Here is a 17,194-nt window from a genome sequence, read left to right on the forward strand (position 1 = left end):
TAAAAGTTATTCAGCATTCTTTTTGGCAGCAATGGCCTGGTTGGCAGTGATGGCAATCATGCGGTACACATCCTCGATGGAGCAACCGCGTGAAAGGTCGTTCACCGGACGGGCGATACCTTGCAGGATAGGTCCTACGGCATCAGCATGTCCCAGACGTTGCACCAGTTTGTAGGAGATGTTGCCCACTTCGAGGCTGGGGACAACCAATACGTTAGCATGTCCGGCGATAGAAGAACCCGGAGCCTTGCTTGCACCTACTTCCGGTACCAAAGCTGCATCGGCCTGCAACTCACCGTCGATGGCAATATCGGGAGCCATCTCCTTGGCAATCTTCAATGCCTCGACCACCTTGTCCACCACTTCGTGCTTGGCAGAGCCCTTGGTAGAGAAGCTCAGCATGGCAACTTTCGGGTCGAGACCGGCAACTGCCTGGGCTGTACGCGCTGTACATACGGCAATCTGTGCCAATTGTTCTGCATCGGGCACCGGAGTCACAGCCACGTCACCCATCACCAGGATACCGTTCTTTCCATATTCAGGAGCATGTGTCAGCAGCAGCATGGCACCCGAAACGCAAGTGATGCCCGGGGAAGTCTTGATAATCTGCAAAGCAGGGCGAAGTACATTACCCGTAGTGTTGCGTGCACCTGCCAACTGGCCGTCAGCATCGCCGTTCTTTATAATCAGGCAGCCCAGATAAAGCGGATCGACAACCAACTTGCGAGCCTCTTCGATGGTCATGCCTTTCTTTTTGCGGAGCTCGCAAAGCAGTTGGGCATATTCTTCTTTCTTAGGATGGTCTTCCGGGTCGATAATGGTAGCCTTGTTTATATTTCCCAGCCCCCACTCTTTGGCACAAGCCTCTATCTCGGCAGGTTTTCCAAGGATAATCAAGTCGGCTACTCCGTCAGTCAAGATTTGATTGGCAGCTTTCAGTGTACGCTCTTCCGTACCCTCGGGAAGAACAATTCGTTGGCGGTTTGCTTTGGCACGCTCAACAATTTCGTTAATTAATCTTTGCATGATATTTTAATTGTCTATTAAGAATCGGCAGTATGTGTTATTCACGCCGCAAAAGTACACAATTTTGCAATATCTACATTGCAAACATCGGTCTTTTTACCGTTCAGACCATAATTATTATAATATTTAACATTAGGTATTCCCAGCATTCATGTGTACGCACACGTGCCCCTCTGCAACAAACAATTACCCGTCCGGCAGGAACAACCCGCCCGACTCTACAAACGACATAAAAAAAATCAGGATACAACGATAACAAGCAATACATAGAATACCTACCTTTGCAGCGTTTTCAACGTATAACAATAGGTATTATAATAGTATGATTCGTCAATGCGCCATCCTTTTCGGATGCTTAGCTTTGGGTGAACTGATTGTTTTCTTTACGGGTATCAAGTTACCTTCCAGCATCATCGGTATGCTGTTGCTCACCCTATTCTTGAAATTGGGTTGGATTAAACTGCACTGGGTGCAGGGTATGTCCGACTTCCTGGTTGCCAACCTGGGCTTCTTCTTCGTACCGCCCGGTGTAGCTCTCATGCTTTACTTCGATGTCATCGCCTCCGAGTTCTGGCCGATAGTGACCGCTTCCATAATCAGCACCCTGCTGGTGATTGTAGTCACCGGATGGGTTCATCAACTAACACGTAAAATCAAATGAACTTTTTAGAAAACGAATTTTTCCTATTGGCTGTCACCTTCGGGATTTTCTTTCTGGCCAAACTCCTGCAGAAAAAGACCGGCATCATGTTGCTGAACCCCATCCTGCTGACAATTGCCATCCTCATTGTCTTCCTGAAGATGACACATATCAGTTATGAGACCTACAATGAAGGAGGACATCTGATAGAATTCTGGCTGAAACCCGCTGTTGTGGCCCTGGGAGTCCCCCTATACCTCCAATTGGAAACGATTAAGAAACAGCTGCTCCCCATCATGCTGTCACAACTTGCCGGCTGCATTGTGGGAGTTATCTCTGTCGTGCTGATAGCTAAATTGATGGGGGCTTCCGACGAGATTATCTACTCCCTGGCGCCCAAGTCGGTCACTACGCCGATAGCCATGGAAGTAACCAAGTCGCTGGGCGGCATTCCCTCACTTACCGCCGCCGTAGTGGTCTGTGTAGGCTTGCTGGGAGGAATACTGGGCTTCAAGACCATGAAACTGACCCACATCGGCAGTCCTATGGCACAAGGCCTTTCCTTGGGAGCCGCCGCCCACGCGGTAGGAACTTCCACAGCCATGGACATCAGCCGCAAATACGGCGCATTCGCCAGCCTCGGCCTGACCCTGAACGGTATTTTCACTGCATTGCTGACCCCAACTATTCTGCGATTATTAGGGCTACTCTAACAAAATCTTCTTATTTTTGTTATCTATAATCATAACCAACTAAAAACAACGTATGATTTCATTTAAAGATATCGAATTACAAGACAAAGAACTGATTACTTCCTATACACAGAACAGTCCGCGACGGAATTGTGACCTCTCATTCTCCAACCTATGCAGCTGGCGTTTTCTATACAATACAAAGTTTGCCATCATGGACGGCTTCCTCCTGCTGAAATTCTGGGCAAACGATGAACTGGTGTACATGATGCCGATAGGTAACGGAGATTTGACAAAAGTACTGGACGCACTGGTCGAAGACGCACACCGGGAAGGGGAGCCTTTCTGCCTGCTGGGAATATGTTCGGGCATGTGCTCGGAACTGGAAGCCTTCATGCCCGGAAAATTCCAGTTCACAGCAGACCGGGACTATGCCGATTACCTCTATCTGCGTACAGACCTCGCCACGCTTGCCGGAAAGAAATTCCAGTCCAAACGGAATCATGTCAACAAATTCAAACGCACCTATAATTACGAATATACTCCCATCACTCCCGACCGCATCCAGGAATGTCTGGACCTGGAAGCCGAATGGTGTAAGGCCAACAATTGCGACCAGCATGAAGGAACGGGCAACGAACGTCGCGCACTGGTCTACGCCCTCCACAATTTTGAAGAACTGGGATTGACCGGAGGCATCCTGCATGTAGACGGCAAAATTGCCGCCTTCACTTTCGGAATGCCCATCAACCAAGATACCTTCGGAGTACATGTGGAAAAGGCCGACACCAGCATAGACGGAGCGTACGCAATGATTAACTATGAATTTGCCAACCATATCCCCGAACAATATGTCTACCTCAACCGTGAAGAGGATTTGGGTATTGAAGGATTGCGCAAGGCCAAACTTTCGTACCAGCCTGCCATTATTCTGGAAAAATACGTGGCATGCCTGAAAGATGAACCGGTGGAAGCTATCAAATGGTGAGAGTAAGGATTAGAGATTAAGGATTAAAAGGATAAGGGATTGATGATACGGGAAAAGGTAAAGAACTTATGGAAGCTCTGTTTCAATGATAGCGAGGAATTTACTGAACTGTATTTTCGGCTCCGCTACAACAATGATATCAATATTGCCATCCAAAGCGGCGAAGAAGTGATTGCCGCCCTACAGATGTTGCCTTATCCTATGACGTTCGAAGGAGAAGATATTCATACGGCCTATATATCCGGCGCCTGCACACACCCTGATTACCGTAACCGGGGCGTAATGCACGAGCTGTTATCACAAGCCTTTGCACGGATGCTACACAATAATGTCGCCTTATCCACCCTGATACCGGCAGAACCGTGGCTGTTCGACTACTATGGCCGCAGCGGTTATGCCCCCGTATTCCGCTATGCCGAAGAGACCTTTATCGCTTCCGGTACACCGACAGCCGATACGGGCCTTACTTTGGAAATGTCTGCCGAATATACTGAAAAAAGATATGAATATCTCGACCGGAAATTGCGGGAGCGCCCTTGCTGCATCCAGCATACGGAAGAGGATTTTCAGGTTATCATTGCCGATTTACAACTGGGGCAGGGTTTCATTTGCACTTTGAGCAATGGGGAGGAAATCACGGCTTTGGCCATTACCTATCCGATAGGGAAAGCCAACTGGCGCATTGGAGAAATCGTGTCGGATACTCCCGCTACAAAAACTTTACTGCTTCAACATATCTGCCAAAGCTTGAATCTCCCGTCCATCCGGGTTCTCACTCCTCCCGCTACCGGTGAAAGCCAACTTTTGGGCATGGCACGCATCATCAATGCCAAAACCATGCTGCAACTCTATGCTACGGCCCATCCGGAACTGGAACTCAGCATTCATCTCACCGATGAGCAGGTCAGTGCCAATAACGGCTACTACTACCTGAACAATGGTAAATATATGAATAGTGCCAAGCGTCTGCCGGGCAGCCACTTGGCACTTACAATCGGTGAACTCACCGAAAAAATATTTGCAACATCAAGCCCATATATGAGCCTGATGTTGAACTAGCATTATAATCCGCTGAAGTCGACTCCCTCAAATACCAGCGAAGGAATCTGCCATGAACGGTTCGGTTGAGGGTCATTGCCCACAGCAACCAAGGAATTCCATAAAGTAACCATGTTACCCGTCACATTCATTTCGTTGACGGGCTGTGTCAGCTTGCCGTCTTCAATAAGGAAACCCTCTATACCATAAGAGAAGTCACCGGTACTGCTATTGCTGTTACCGCCATTGAAGCCCGTAACCAAGATGCCTTGTTTAATATCTGCAACCAATCCGTTCAGGTCCTTATCGCCCAGTGTCAGAATTAGACGTGAAGGTGCACTGATAGTAGGAGCTATATCCATCTTCTTACCATTGTAGGTATCGATGAAATAAGTTTTCAGCACGCCTTTGTCAAAAACAGTGCGGGGTTCGGTAGCCACACCCTCATTATCGAAATAGCGTGAACCGTTTGCACCGATAGCATGCGGCTCGTCACGCAACGTGAAGAGGTCGGAAGCCACTTTCGTATCCAGCTTATCCATCAGGAAGGAGTTCTTTTGTTGCAAAGCACTGCCATACAATGCACTTAGCATCGGACTGAGCAGGTTTCCCACATTCATAGGGTCAACCACCATTGTATATTTACCCGACTTTGCTTTCTTCTGTCCCAGCTTGCGCAATACGCGTTCCAATGCCTTGGCACCGATTCCCGTCTTCGTCAATTTATCATAGAACAGAGCCGAGTCGTACCAGTAATCCTGAGGGCGAGCTTCGCCTTCTCCCTTAATGGATACACTGGCTGAGACAGAGAACCAGGTACTCTTCGACTCGCCTTCAAATCCGTTGCTTATCAAACGATAGGAAGAACCCTCGCCATCACTATAAGAAGAATCAACCGAAATGATACGCTCATCCTTGCCCAATACCTCCTCTGCAGCAGCACGTGCAATCGCCACTTTATCATCCGGGTTGACTTCATAGAGTTTCTTGTCAAAAAGCTGCAAGTCAGGCTTGCCTCCTTTATAGTAGCGTGCAGGGTCGGCCAGCATACGCGACTCATCCACCGCCAGATAGCGGGTAGACTCTATACCATTCGTGATAAGAGTTTCCAATTCTTTCTTATCCAGCCGATTGGTGGAAAAAGAGCCGAAACGTCCGTCCACATAAAGATTCAATCCCAAACCATTCTCCGTAGACTGCTGCAAACGGTCCATTTTGCCGTCACGCAGTTCAAAAGAAGAATTAGAATTTGTATATAGCACCAGTTTGGCTGCCTGGCAACCGTTCTTCAAGGCATATTCCATTGCCCATTGTGCCAATTTCTTATTGTCGTCTGTAATCATGTCTTTAATTGATAGTTGATAATTAACTTTCTCCTCCTACAGTCAGCTTGCTGACTAGTGCCGATGGCATACCGCAGGTAACGGGACAAGACTGACCGTCTTTACCACAGGTCCAAGTACCGTTGTCAATCTTATCGTTATTTGCCACCATCGTGATGTCAGCCAATGCTTTCGGACCATTACCGATGATATTTATATCCTTGACGGGCTGCGTCAACTTGCCATCCTCAATCAAGTAACCCGACTTCACAAAGAAGGTAAAGTCTCCGGCACCGATTTGCACCTGGCCATTGGTAAACTGGTCACAATAGATACCTTTCTTCACGGTGGAGATAATGTCCGCTTCCTTCATATTGCCGGCTTCCATATAAGTGGCACGCATACGGGGGATAGGAGTATTACGGAAAGTATCGCGACGTCCGTTTCCAGTAGGAGCCACCCCATAATGCTTGGCACTGATGCGGTCGTGCAGATAACTGGTCAGGATACCTTCCTTCACGATATAGGTTTTCTGGCCTTCCACACCCTCATCGTCGAAATTCACGGCTCCACGATTGAAAGCGATGGTACCGTCATCCACCACGTTGATATGCTCATCGCACACCTTCTTTCCCAAAAGGTCGCAGAAAATGGAAGTACGTTTACGGTTGAAGTCAGCCTCAAAAGCATGTCCTATGGCTTCGTGCAACAAGATACCCGAACCGCCAGCCCCCATCACGACGGGCATTTCGCCACCTTTGGGTTTCACAGCCTTGAACAAGATAGCAGTCTTATCCACCGCCTCACGTGCAATAATATCCACGATGTCATCCGTCATGAATTCAAAACCCTTGCGGTAAGAACGACCGGCATAACCGTTCTCCATCTTTCCATTCTCTTCCATGATGCAGACTGCCATAAAAGAAACCATCGGACGGTAGTCGTAGTAGCTCACGCCCTCGGAATTACAGAACAGCACGTGCGATGTACTGTCAGAAAGAGAAGCCTGCACCTTACGTACACGATTGTCCAAAGAGAAAATCTTTTCGTTCAGCTTTTCTAAATAAGGTATTTTTGCCTTGACACTCACGTCCTCCCAAGGTTCAGTGACGGCATAGCGGCTTTTGGTAATTGTCTTTTCCGTCAGTCCTACAGATTTTCCGGCCTTGCCCGAAGAGGCGATACGGGCAGCAGTACGTGCAGCACGCAGCATTTCTTCCATAGTTACCCCTTCCACATAAGCATACCCCGTCTGGTCGCCTGCCAATACGCGTACGCCCATACCGAAGTCAATGTTAGCTCCACAGTTGTTTACTTTGCCGTCCATCAGAACCACACTGTTGTTGAATGTGTGTTCAAAATAAAGGTCGGCATAATCGCCGCCTTTTTCCAGAGCGGCAGCCATCACTTTCTTCAAGTCAGCCTCCGTCACACCGAAGTGAACCATTGCCGAAGCTACGGCAGACTGATTATCTGCTCCTCCTAAAGCTCCGCGTACTGACGCAGGCATAGCCAACGAGGGTACTGCCAGCGAACCTAACATCGCCAGACTTCCCGTCCGTAAGAAATTTCGTCTATCCATCCTTTTCAGTTATTAGTTATAAGATATTGTTTTTTATATCATAGTTATATGACGTAAAAATAGGAGATTTTGTCACACCTTAGCTTTCCTTTGTTAACAAACTTTCCAATTCCTCTGCATTCAGACGCAGATAGAATTGTCCTTTGTAAGCCACTGAAATACCTCCGGTCTCCTCCGATACAATGATGGCATGCGCATCAGACACCTGGGAAATCCCCATGGCAGCACGATGCCTCAGCCCCAGTTCCTTAGGAATGTCCAGATTATGGGAAACAGGCAGGATACATCCCGCCGCTTTGATACGTTTCTTACTGATAACCATCGCTCCATCGTGCAACGGACTGTTCTTAAAGAAAATATTCTCAATCAGACGCTGGTTTATATCGGCATTGATAATCTCTCCCGTACGCACCACATCATCCAAAGGCAGATTATGTTCAATGACAATCAGGGCACCAACCTTCTGCTTCCCCATACTGATACATGCCATTACCACCGGCATGATGTCGTCATGTTCCAGCTTCTCTTTCTTGTTACCGGTGAAGAAGCGCACCAGCGCACTGGCATGCTGATGCGAGCCGAGTGTCAGCAAGAAGCGCCGTATCTCGTCCTGAAACAAAATGATAAGCGCCAGCACGCCCACACTGACCAGCTTGTCGAAGATGGAACCGAGCAATTTCATCTCCAGCACCTGCGATACCACCAGCCATATCAGGATAAACACCAGGATACCCGTAAACACATTTATAGAACCGGAGGCTTTCATCAGCTTATACGTATAGTACAGCAAAAAAGCCACTAACAGAATATCTATAAAATCTTTTATTCCAAATTCAAAAAACACGATATTGAATGATTAGGGGTTAGGGACTAGGAATTATTTCGCATGGCTTGCACAATCCGTACGGTTTCCACGGCTTCTTTCACGTCGTGTACGCGGAGAATGTCAGCACCTTTCAGCAAACAGATGGTATCGAGCACCGTAGTACCATTCAGCGCCTCCTGAGGAGTAATGTCCAACAAGCGGTATATCATCGATTTACGTGAAACGCCTACCAGCAAAGGCAACTCAAAAATACGGAACTCTTCCAGATGGGACAGCAATTCATAGTTATGCTCCATTGTCTTTCCAAAGCCGAAACCGGGGTCCAGAATGATGTCTTTTACACCTAAGTCACGTAATTGCTGCACCTTGCGCGCAAAATACAAGAAAACCTCTTTCAGAAGATTGTCGTAATGAGGATGCTGCTGCATACTTTGCGGAGTGCCTTGCATGTGCATCATAATATAAGGTACGTTCAATGCCGCAACGGTATGGAACATATTCGCATCCATCTCACCGGCCGCAATATCATTGATGATGGCAACACCATACTCTTCCACACACATTCTTGCCACATCCGCCCTAAAAGTGTCTACCGACACCACAGCATCCGGCTGTATCTCAAAAAGTATTTTCAGGCCCATACGCAACCGTTCCATCTCTTCCCTGGCAGAGACATTGTCGGCATTGGGACGGGAAGAGTAAGCGCCTATGTCAATAATGGCCGCTCCCTCCGAAACTATCTGTTTCACCCGGCGTGCTATTTCCACCTCTGTCTGTGTACGGCTACCGGCATAAAAGGAATCGGGAGTAACGTTCAGTATGCCCATGACACGGGGTTGAGAGAGGTCGAGCAGCGAACCGTTGACATTTATATATCGGGCAGTTGTAATTTCCATAGGCAGTCTGTTCTATATAGTACCTGCAAATGTAAACAAAAAAGTGGTTTCAAAATACATAAACTCATAAAACTGATAAGTTTTTTGCTTGTACCCGGGAAGGGAGAGGATTAAAACTATATCTTTGCACGATGGTTTACCACAGATTACACAGATTCACACAGATTGATTTAATTATAAAGTCATGGATATAACAGCTATACATCAGATATTCCTAACATGCACCAGTGTCACTACTGACAGCCGTAACTGCCCCCAAGGCTCTTTATTCATTGCGCTGAAAGGCGAGTCATTCAACGGAAATGCCTTTGCCGCCCGAGCGCTGGAAAGCGGAAGTGCTTATGCCATAGTAGATGAAGAAGCCTATGCCCCCGCAGGCGATACACGATACATCGTGGTGGAAAACAGCTTGAAGACCTTGCAACAACTTGCCAATTACCACCGTCGGCAGATGCGTACACCCATCATCGGCATTACGGGTACAAACGGAAAGACTACTACCAAGGAACTGATGTCCACCGTACTTTCGCAAACTCACAACGTGCTCTATACCTTGGGAAATTTGAACAATCACATCGGTGTTCCCCTCACCTTGCTTCGCCTGCGCCCTGAACACGACCTTGCCGTGGTGGAAATGGGCGCCAGCCACCCGGGAGACATCAAGGAGCTGGTAGAGATAGCCGAACCTGACTACGGGATCATTACCAACGTAGGAAAAGCCCATCTGGAGGGATTCGGCTCTTTTGAAGGAATCATCAAGACCAAAGGAGAGATGTACGACTATCTGCGGACGCGGAAAGAAGCTACCATCTTTATCCATAACGACAACCCCTACTTGAAAAAGATAGCCTACGGACTCCACCAGATTGCCTACGGCAGTGAGGACGGGCTGTACATCAACGGACACGTCACCGGCAATTCTCCTTACCTCACCTTCGAGTGGAAAACGGACAACGAAAGCAAATATCACGAAGTACAAACCCGGCTTATCGGTGAATATAACTTCCCCAATGCTCTGGCAGCTGTCACCATCGGACATTTTTTTGGTGTGGAACCGGAGAAAATAGACAAGGCACTGGCCGGATATACCCCGCAAAACAACCGTTCACAACTGAAAAAAACAGCGGACAACACTCTGATTATCGATGCCTATAATGCCAATCCCACAAGCATGATGGCTTCCATTAGTAACTTCCGGAACATGCAGGCCGAAAACAAAATGTTGATATTGGGAGATATGCGGGAGTTGGGTAAAGACAGTGCCGACGAGCACCAGAAGATTGCAGACTATCTGGAAGAATGCGGATTCAAGGATGTAGTTCTTGTAGGGGAATTGTTTGCCGCCACACGCCACTCTTATCAGAGTTATCCCGATGTAACCGCACTCATCGCAGAGCTGCAAAGAGAGAAACCTTGCGGGAAAACAATTCTGATAAAAGGGTCGAACGGCATCAAGCTAAGTTCCGTAGTTGAATACTTATAATCCTATTTCATCCTTGGCCTTAAAATGAAATAGCCGACCATTGATGCAAGCACCGCTCCCGTGGTATTGGCCGCAAAATCCAGCCAGTCTCCACCACGGTATGTCGTGCAGTATTCTTGCAGCAACTCCACCATTCCGCTGAACAAAACGGGACAGACAAACGCCCCTGCCCATGCATGCCATAAAGGGGCGTTGTCTCTCCGGTGAGCGCGAAGAAACTCCAGCCACAGCATTCCTGACATGCCGAAATACATACAGATATGCACCACCTTGTCTATATTGGGAATCTTGCTTATTTCTGTAGAAGGCGGTTTAAAGAATGAAAGATAAATCACCGTCAGAATAATAAAAAGCGACACCGGATATTTCTTAATATAATATAGCATATACCAAATTATCAACGAACTGTGCGCAAAAGTACAGAACATTTTCTATATTTGCATGTTTTAGCTGGTATTAATAACGAATTGAAAGAAAAATCTACGTTTTATGACAAAAAGTGACAGAGCCAACTTCGGAAGCAAATTAGGCGTCATACTTGCCTCGGCAGGCTCCGCAGTCGGTTTAGGCAATATCTGGCGTTTCCCGTTTGAGACCGGGAATCACGGAGGTGCGGCATTTATCTTTGTATACCTGGTTTGCGTGCTCATTCTCGGCATCCCCATCATGATTGCAGAATTCCTCATCGGCAGGCGCTCGCGTGCCAATACGGCAAGGGCTTATCAGAAATTGGCACCCGGCACGCATTGGCGCTGGGTAGGACGTATGGGCGTACTGGCCGGATTCCTTATTCTGGGATATTACTCCGTTGTGGCAGGATGGACGCTTGAGTTTATCGGCGAAGCGGCTACCAACAGTTTTGCCGGGAAGTCGGCAGCCGATTTCATCGCATCCTTCAACAGCTTTGTCAGCAACCCCTGGCGTCCGGTCATCTGGCTGGTGCTGTTCCTGCTGGCCACCCATCTCATCATTGTCAAAGGAGTGGAAAAAGGTATTGAAAAATCAGCCAAAATCATGATGCCAATGCTATTTGTCCTATTGATAATCCTTGCCATCTGCTCCATATCCCTGCCCGGAGCAGGAGCAGGCATTGAATTCCTGTTGAAACCGGACTTCAGCAAAGTGGACGGCAATGTGTTCCTTGGAGCCATGGGCCAGGCATTTTTCTCCTTGAGCTTGGGGATGGGATGTCTCTGTACATACGCTTCTTACTTCCGCAATGATACGAACCTGCCCAAAACGGCACTCAACGTGGCGGCTATCGACACCATGGTAGCCATTTTGGCAGGATTCATCATCTTCCCTGCCGCCTTCTCTGTAGGCATCAAACCGGATGCGGGTCCTAGTCTGCTATTCATCACCCTACCTAATGTCTTTCAGCAAGCGTTCGGCAATATTCCCTGGCTGGCGATACTGCTGTCTCTGATGTTCTATATCCTACTGGCATTGGCAGCACTTACTTCCACCATTTCCCTGCACGAAGTGGTAACTGCCTATCTACATGAAGAGTTCAAGTTCTCACGCAGCAAGGCAGCCAGATACGTGACAGCGGGCTGTATTTTCTTAGGAGTATTCTGCTCACTGTCTCTCGGTATCGGCAAAAGCTATACCGTATTCGGGCTAAACCTATTCGATTTGTTCGACTTTGTAACGGCCAAGCTAATGCTACCGTTAGGCGGTTTCTTCATTTCCATCTTCATAGGCTGGTATCTGGACAAGAAAATCGTATGGGAAGAAGTCAGCAACAATGGCACTCTGAAAGTATCCGTCTACAAGCTATTGATATTCATCCTGAAATATATTGCTCCGATAGGAATTGCACTGATTTTTATCAATGAACTGGGTTTTCTGAAATAGGCCATCATGCAGAACCCCTTTAAAGAATTCCTTTATTTCTCCCGGGGAGAAAGGCGCGGAATACTGGTTTTGATTACCGGCATTATTCTCGTCTTTCTCTCCGGGTATATTTATATATACCAAAGAGAGAACCGCCCCCTCTCCGATGAAGTAATCCGGCGGCAGGCCACTGCCATGGCAGAATACGAATCGTTCATCGCATCCATACAAGAAAAGGAACAAAAATGGGACAACAGACTTAAACCTTCCTCCCAAAAACAACCGACAACCGTCTCCTTGGCCCGTTTCAATCCCAATATCGCCGACTCCGTCATTTTTTGCCGACTGGGACTGCCCGGATGGATGGCGCGGAACATACTCCGCTACCGTAGTAAAGGAGGGAAGTTCCATAAGGCAGAAGATTTCCGGAAAATATATGGAATGACAGAAAAACAATATCAGACACTCTTACCCTATATCCACATCACTCCGGAAGACACAGAAACAAGAACCGTCCAGTTATACAGCTCTCCTGCAAGCAATGACAGCGCCGTTACTTTCCGAATTGCACCGGAAAAATATCCGTCTGGGACCCTTGTCGACCTGAACCGCGCCGACACCACAGAACTGAAGAAAATACCAGGCATCGGTAGTGGCATTGCCCGTCTAATCATCGGTTATCGGCAACGCTTGGGAGGATTCTACAACATCACGCAATTACAAGAAATCCATTTGGACACCACCCAATTGCAGTCCTGGTTTTCCATCGACACCCGGGCCATCCACCTCATCAACCTGAACCGTAGTAGCATAGAGAGGCTGCGCAACCATCCTTACATCAACTTCTACCAGGCAAAGGCCTTTGTAGAATACCGGAAGAAGAAAGGCGACCTTCATAGTCTGAAACCTTTTGCACTTTACGAGGAATTCTCCGATACCGATTTGGAGAAAATCAGTCACTACGTTTGTTTTGAATAACAGCATCATGCAACATTTTTCAATGTCTGATGCAACCTTTTCACCAGTCATTTCGTCTAACAAGCAGAAACACCCTAAAAACAGGAAGGCCTACTGCAATAAGGATTAGAACCATCGTATCAATATGAAAAAATTAATGATTATAACCATGCTGCTGGGCAGTATGGCACAGAATGCTTTTGCTCAAAAAATAGAAATAAAAGGAACCGTCCGCGATGCTTCCGACAAGAGTATAGAGTATGTCAATGTGGTATTACAGACCATCGACTCTACTTTTGTCGCCGGTGTGACCACAAGTCCAGAAGGAGAATTCATCTTCAAGAACACGGCTGCCGGAGATTACAGACTTGTTCTTTCCAGCATCGGGTATAATACCGGATACATCACCCTCAATGGAGTAAAGCGCCATACCGACCTTGGACCAATCGTATTAGACAGTGCTTCTATCGCACTGGAAGGAGTGACTATCACCGGCTCCAGCCAAATCAGCCGTGCCGACCGTAAACTGGTTTTCCCATCCGAAAGACAAATGAAAACTTCCACAAACGGAGTGAATCTGTTGCAGGAACTGATGCTGCCACGTATTCTGGTCAACCCCATGAACAATGAGATTGGATTGTCCGGCGGTGGAGAACTGCAATTACGCATCAATGGAGTCAAAGCCGAAATAGACGAGATAAAAGCCATTCGCCCTGCCGACATTATACGTATAGAGTACCATGACAATCCGGGACTGCGCTACGGTAATGCCGAAGTCGTTTTGGACTACATAGTGCGCCGACCTGAAACGGGCGGAAACTTCGGTGCCGACATTTCCCAAGGGTTGAACACGATGTGGGGAAACTATAATCTGTACGGCAAAGTAAACCACAAAAAATCAGAATTCGGCTTCTCCTATTACATGGGACCGCGGGATTTTAACGGCATGTACCGCGACAATGAAGAAGAATTCCACCTGGCAGACGGCACCACACTCAGACGCCTGGAGAAAGGAGAGCCCAGCAAGGCAACCATGTACCAGCACAACCTAAACGTAAATTACAGTTTGCAGGCTTCTGAAAATTCCCTTTTCAGCGCCACCCTCCGCCTTCGAGGAAACAATCAGCCGCACTGGGATTATAAAGGAACTCTCTATAACGCCAATGACGAAGCGGACGTGGTAGACATGACCGACCGTACCGACCAGAGCTGGACACGTCCCTCACTCGATTTGTACTACCAACAAGACCTGAAAAACAAACAAACCCTGGTATTCAATGTAGTAGGCACCTACAATCGGGAAAAATCGCAGCGGCTCTACCAAGAAAGCACCCTGGGAAACATATTGACCGATATTGACAACAATATCCGAGGAAACAAATACTCCCTGATTGCCGAGGTCATTTACGAGAAGCAATATTCCAAGGGGAACGCATTGAGCTTTGGATTGAACCATACACAGTCCTACTCCAACAATGAATACAGAAACGGGCATTATTATGAAACCAATATGCACCAAGGAAACACATACATATTCGGAGAATACCGTGGAAAGATAGACAAACTAAACTACCGGCTGGGAGTGGCCATGACTCGTTTCTACTATAATCAGAGCGGCAAGGACAAATCTACCGAGAGCTACAGTTTCAACCCGAGTATCGTTCTGCACTATGCCATGTCAGACAACTCCTACCTCCGCTGGAAGGGAAACATCTATAACGCTTCTCCTTCATTGGGCGACCTCAGCGATGTGGAACAAGCAGTGGATTCATTCCAGATACGTCGTGGTAACCCGAATCTGAAGTCGTACATGTGCTATCATACGGAGCTGACTTACGAGTGGAAAAAAGGCATCTTTTACACCAACTTATGGGGAGCCTATGACTATCGTCCCAATGCCATTATGGACGAGAAGATTCAAGAAGGCAACAAAATAGTGCAGACTTGGGACAATCAGAAGGATTGGCAGAAACTCTCCGGACGTGCCATGCTCCGCGTAGGCCCCATCCGCGACATTCTGCAATTTTCTTTTACGGGCGGTGTCAACCATTACATGAGCCATGGCAATCACTACTCGCATACCTACACCAACTGGTTTTGTGAGGCAGAAGCCTCATTAAACTACAAACAGTTCTCTCTGTTCTGGCAGATAAACACCAATTGGAACAATTTCTGGGGAGAAACCCTCTCGGGAGGAGAAAACATCCAGATGTTAGCTGTATATTACAAGCATAAGAATCTTCGGGTAGGAGTCGGTGCATTCAATCCTTTCACCGACAACTATAAAGTACAAAGCGAAAACTGGAATAAATTCGCATCCTACAAGACAAATAATTACATAAAAGAAAGCTCCCGCATGTTCCTGGTGAACTTTTCCTACAACTTCTCGTTCGGCCGCAGTTTCAAGACAGCACAGCGGAAGGTAAACAACAGTGACAATGACTCGGGAGTAATGGGCACGGGGAAATAGGCTCAGACCATTTTATTGATTTCCCCGTCAATCAGATGTATCGTCCGGTCGGTGAGCTGCGCCAGTCCTTCATCATGGGTTACGATAACAAACGTTTGTCCGAAACGGTTACGTAAATCAAAAAAGAGCTGGTGCAGTTCTTCCTTATTATGGGTATCCAAGCTGCCGGAAGGTTCATCTGCCAGCACCACTGCTGGATGATTGATGAGAGCACGGGCCACCGCCACACGCTGCTTCTCACCTCCCGACAACTCATTCGGCTTGTGGGAGGCCCGTTCGGCAAGCCCCATGAATTCAAGAATTTCCGTAGCCGCCTCCTTGGCTTCCTGCTGTCCTCTTCCGGCAATGAAGGCTGGTATCATTACATTCTCCAAAGCCGTAAACTCCGGCAGCAGTTGATGGAACTGGAACACAAAGCCGATATGGTGGTTGCGGAATGCGGAAAGTTCCTTCTCCCTCATACGGTTGACTTGTGTACCGTCAATAACCACCGAACCGCCATCCGGCATATCCAACGTACCCATGATTTGCAGCAAGGTAGTTTTACCCGCTCCACTGGGGCCTACAATGCTGACAATCTCCCCTTTCTCTATCTCCAGGTCAATACCCCGCAACACTTGCAGGTTACCGAAACTCTTCGTTATATTCTCTAAATGAATCACTAGGCTATTTACAATTTGACAATTTACTATTTACTATTTGATAATTTTCTTTCAAGTGCTATTACTATAGTCTTTTAATTACATATTCGGCCAAATAGCAGCCAAAAACTGCGGGCATGTAGCTCACTGTTCCACAGGTGGACTTCTTGTTCATCTCGTCGTCCGTCAGCAAAACGGCATTCGGATCAGCCTGTTCGGTGCTGAAAACAACTGGAAGTTTCCGCTTTATGCCCATTTTTTGCAAACGCTTACGCACAGCCTTGCTCAACCCGCAATGATAGGTATCCCAGATATCGGCAAAGCGCACTTGCGAAATGTCACTCTTTGCTCCTGCCCCCATGCTGGACACTATCTTGATATGCCGCTTCATGCTTTCCGCTATCAAGTGGCATTTTGGAGCAAGCGTATCGATGGCATCCACCACAAAGTCATAAGCCGCATCATCCAGCAGTTCCGGTATGTTCTCATCTTTCAAGAATACGGGCAACACTCTCAGTTCCAGAGCCGGATTAATGTCCCTGAAACGTGATGCCAATATCTCCGCCTTCTTTTGCCCCAGGGTAGAATGCAGAGCCGGCAACTGACGGTTTATATTCGTAGGCTGCACGGTATCGGCATCGACTATCGTCATCCGCCCCACTCCGGCACGGCATATCATCTCGGCCGCATAAGCACCTACACCACCCAGTCCTACGACAAGTACATGTGCCCGGCGCAGGCGTTCCATTTTTTCATCTCCTAATAAAAGTTGCGTTCGCTGTTTCCAATCTTCCATT

General features: G+C 47.6%; 16 protein-coding genes. 8 read left to right on the forward strand and 8 right to left on the reverse strand.

Annotated elements, in window-relative coordinates; translation table 11 throughout:
• Positions 1-6: 6 nt before the first annotated feature.
• Positions 7-1,026, reverse strand: a complete 1,020-nt coding sequence (pta, locus tag NQ510_RS02485; protein WP_005824889.1) for a phosphate acetyltransferase — start codon at positions 1,024-1,026, stop codon at positions 7-9.
• A 322-nt stretch (positions 1,027-1,348) separates the two neighbouring features.
• Here pta and NQ510_RS02490 point away from each other — a divergent pair, with 322 nt between their 5' ends.
• The 4 genes from NQ510_RS02490 to NQ510_RS02505 are packed head-to-tail and all read left to right on the forward strand — an operon-like array spanning position 1,349 to position 4,405.
• On the forward strand, positions 1,349-1,687 hold the full coding sequence (locus tag NQ510_RS02490; protein ID WP_005824896.1) for a CidA/LrgA family protein: 339 nt from the start codon (positions 1,349-1,351) through the stop codon (positions 1,685-1,687).
• Entirely contained in the window at positions 1,684-2,379 is a 696-nt protein-coding gene (locus NQ510_RS02495) for an LrgB family protein (protein WP_005824898.1), read from the forward strand. Before NQ510_RS02490 ends, NQ510_RS02495 begins: the two co-directional genes overlap by 4 nt.
• Before the next feature lie 52 nt (positions 2,380-2,431).
• Entirely contained in the window at positions 2,432-3,346 is a 915-nt protein-coding gene (locus tag NQ510_RS02500) for a DUF2156 domain-containing protein (protein WP_005824900.1), read from the forward strand.
• Positions 3,347-3,388: 42 nt separating this feature from the next.
• Positions 3,389-4,405: a GNAT family N-acetyltransferase gene (locus NQ510_RS02505; RefSeq protein ID WP_005824902.1), complete on the forward strand. Its 1,017-nt coding sequence runs from the start codon at positions 3,389-3,391 to the stop codon at positions 4,403-4,405.
• 2 nt (positions 4,406-4,407) lie between these two features.
• On the opposite strand, the gene NQ510_RS02510 is transcribed toward NQ510_RS02505, so the two are convergent.
• The 4 genes from NQ510_RS02510 to folP form a co-directional block, all read right to left on the reverse strand.
• Positions 4,408-5,727, reverse strand: coding sequence for a TldD/PmbA family protein (locus NQ510_RS02510; RefSeq protein ID WP_005824904.1), 1,320 nt, complete (start codon positions 5,725-5,727; stop codon positions 4,408-4,410).
• 22 nt (positions 5,728-5,749) lie between these two features.
• Entirely contained in the window at positions 5,750-7,288 is a 1,539-nt protein-coding gene (locus tag NQ510_RS02515) for a TldD/PmbA family protein (protein ID WP_005824906.1), read from the reverse strand.
• A 79-nt stretch (positions 7,289-7,367) separates the two neighbouring features.
• Positions 7,368-8,132 (reverse strand): diadenylate cyclase CdaA, encoded by a 765-nt coding sequence (gene cdaA / locus NQ510_RS02520; protein ID WP_005824908.1) that lies wholly within the window; start codon positions 8,130-8,132, stop codon positions 7,368-7,370.
• A gap of 26 nt (positions 8,133-8,158) precedes the next feature.
• Positions 8,159-9,010: a dihydropteroate synthase gene (gene folP / locus NQ510_RS02525; protein ID WP_005824910.1), complete on the reverse strand. Its 852-nt coding sequence runs from the start codon at positions 9,008-9,010 to the stop codon at positions 8,159-8,161.
• Between the two features lie 184 nt (positions 9,011-9,194).
• On the opposite strand from folP, the gene NQ510_RS02530 reads away from it, so the two are divergent.
• Positions 9,195-10,493, forward strand: a complete 1,299-nt coding sequence (locus tag NQ510_RS02530; RefSeq protein WP_005824911.1) for a UDP-N-acetylmuramoyl-tripeptide--D-alanyl-D-alanine ligase — start codon at positions 9,195-9,197, stop codon at positions 10,491-10,493.
• A 2-nt stretch (positions 10,494-10,495) separates the two neighbouring features.
• Here NQ510_RS02530 and NQ510_RS02535 read toward each other — a convergent pair whose 3' ends face one another.
• Positions 10,496-10,879: a VanZ family protein gene (locus NQ510_RS02535; protein WP_005824913.1), complete on the reverse strand. Its 384-nt coding sequence runs from the start codon at positions 10,877-10,879 to the stop codon at positions 10,496-10,498.
• 103 nt (positions 10,880-10,982) lie between these two features.
• On the opposite strand from NQ510_RS02535, the gene NQ510_RS02540 reads away from it, so the two are divergent.
• From NQ510_RS02540 to NQ510_RS02550, 3 genes are all read left to right on the forward strand, one after another.
• A complete protein-coding gene (locus tag NQ510_RS02540) occupies positions 10,983-12,350 on the forward strand; it encodes a sodium-dependent transporter (RefSeq protein ID WP_005824915.1) in 1,368 nt (455 codons plus the stop codon).
• A gap of 6 nt (positions 12,351-12,356) precedes the next feature.
• Positions 12,357-13,307, forward strand: a complete 951-nt coding sequence (locus tag NQ510_RS02545) for a helix-hairpin-helix domain-containing protein (RefSeq protein WP_005824917.1) — start codon at positions 12,357-12,359, stop codon at positions 13,305-13,307.
• A gap of 124 nt (positions 13,308-13,431) precedes the next feature.
• On the forward strand, positions 13,432-15,756 hold the full coding sequence (locus NQ510_RS02550; RefSeq protein WP_005824919.1) for a TonB-dependent receptor: 2,325 nt from the start codon (positions 13,432-13,434) through the stop codon (positions 15,754-15,756).
• Between the two features lie 2 nt (positions 15,757-15,758).
• Here NQ510_RS02550 and NQ510_RS02555 read toward each other — a convergent pair whose 3' ends face one another.
• Positions 15,759-16,418, reverse strand: coding sequence for an ABC transporter ATP-binding protein (locus NQ510_RS02555; protein WP_005824920.1), 660 nt, complete (start codon positions 16,416-16,418; stop codon positions 15,759-15,761).
• Positions 16,419-16,482: 64 nt separating this feature from the next.
• Complete coding sequence (locus NQ510_RS02560; RefSeq protein WP_005824922.1) at positions 16,483-17,193, reverse strand: tRNA threonylcarbamoyladenosine dehydratase; 711 nt, start codon at positions 17,191-17,193, stop codon at positions 16,483-16,485.
• Position 17,194: the final 1 nt, after the last annotated feature.

Origin of the sequence: Bacteroides uniformis (genome assembly GCF_025147485.1) — a bacterium.
In the GTDB taxonomy this organism is placed as follows: Bacteria; Bacteroidota; Bacteroidia; order Bacteroidales; family Bacteroidaceae; genus Bacteroides; species Bacteroides uniformis.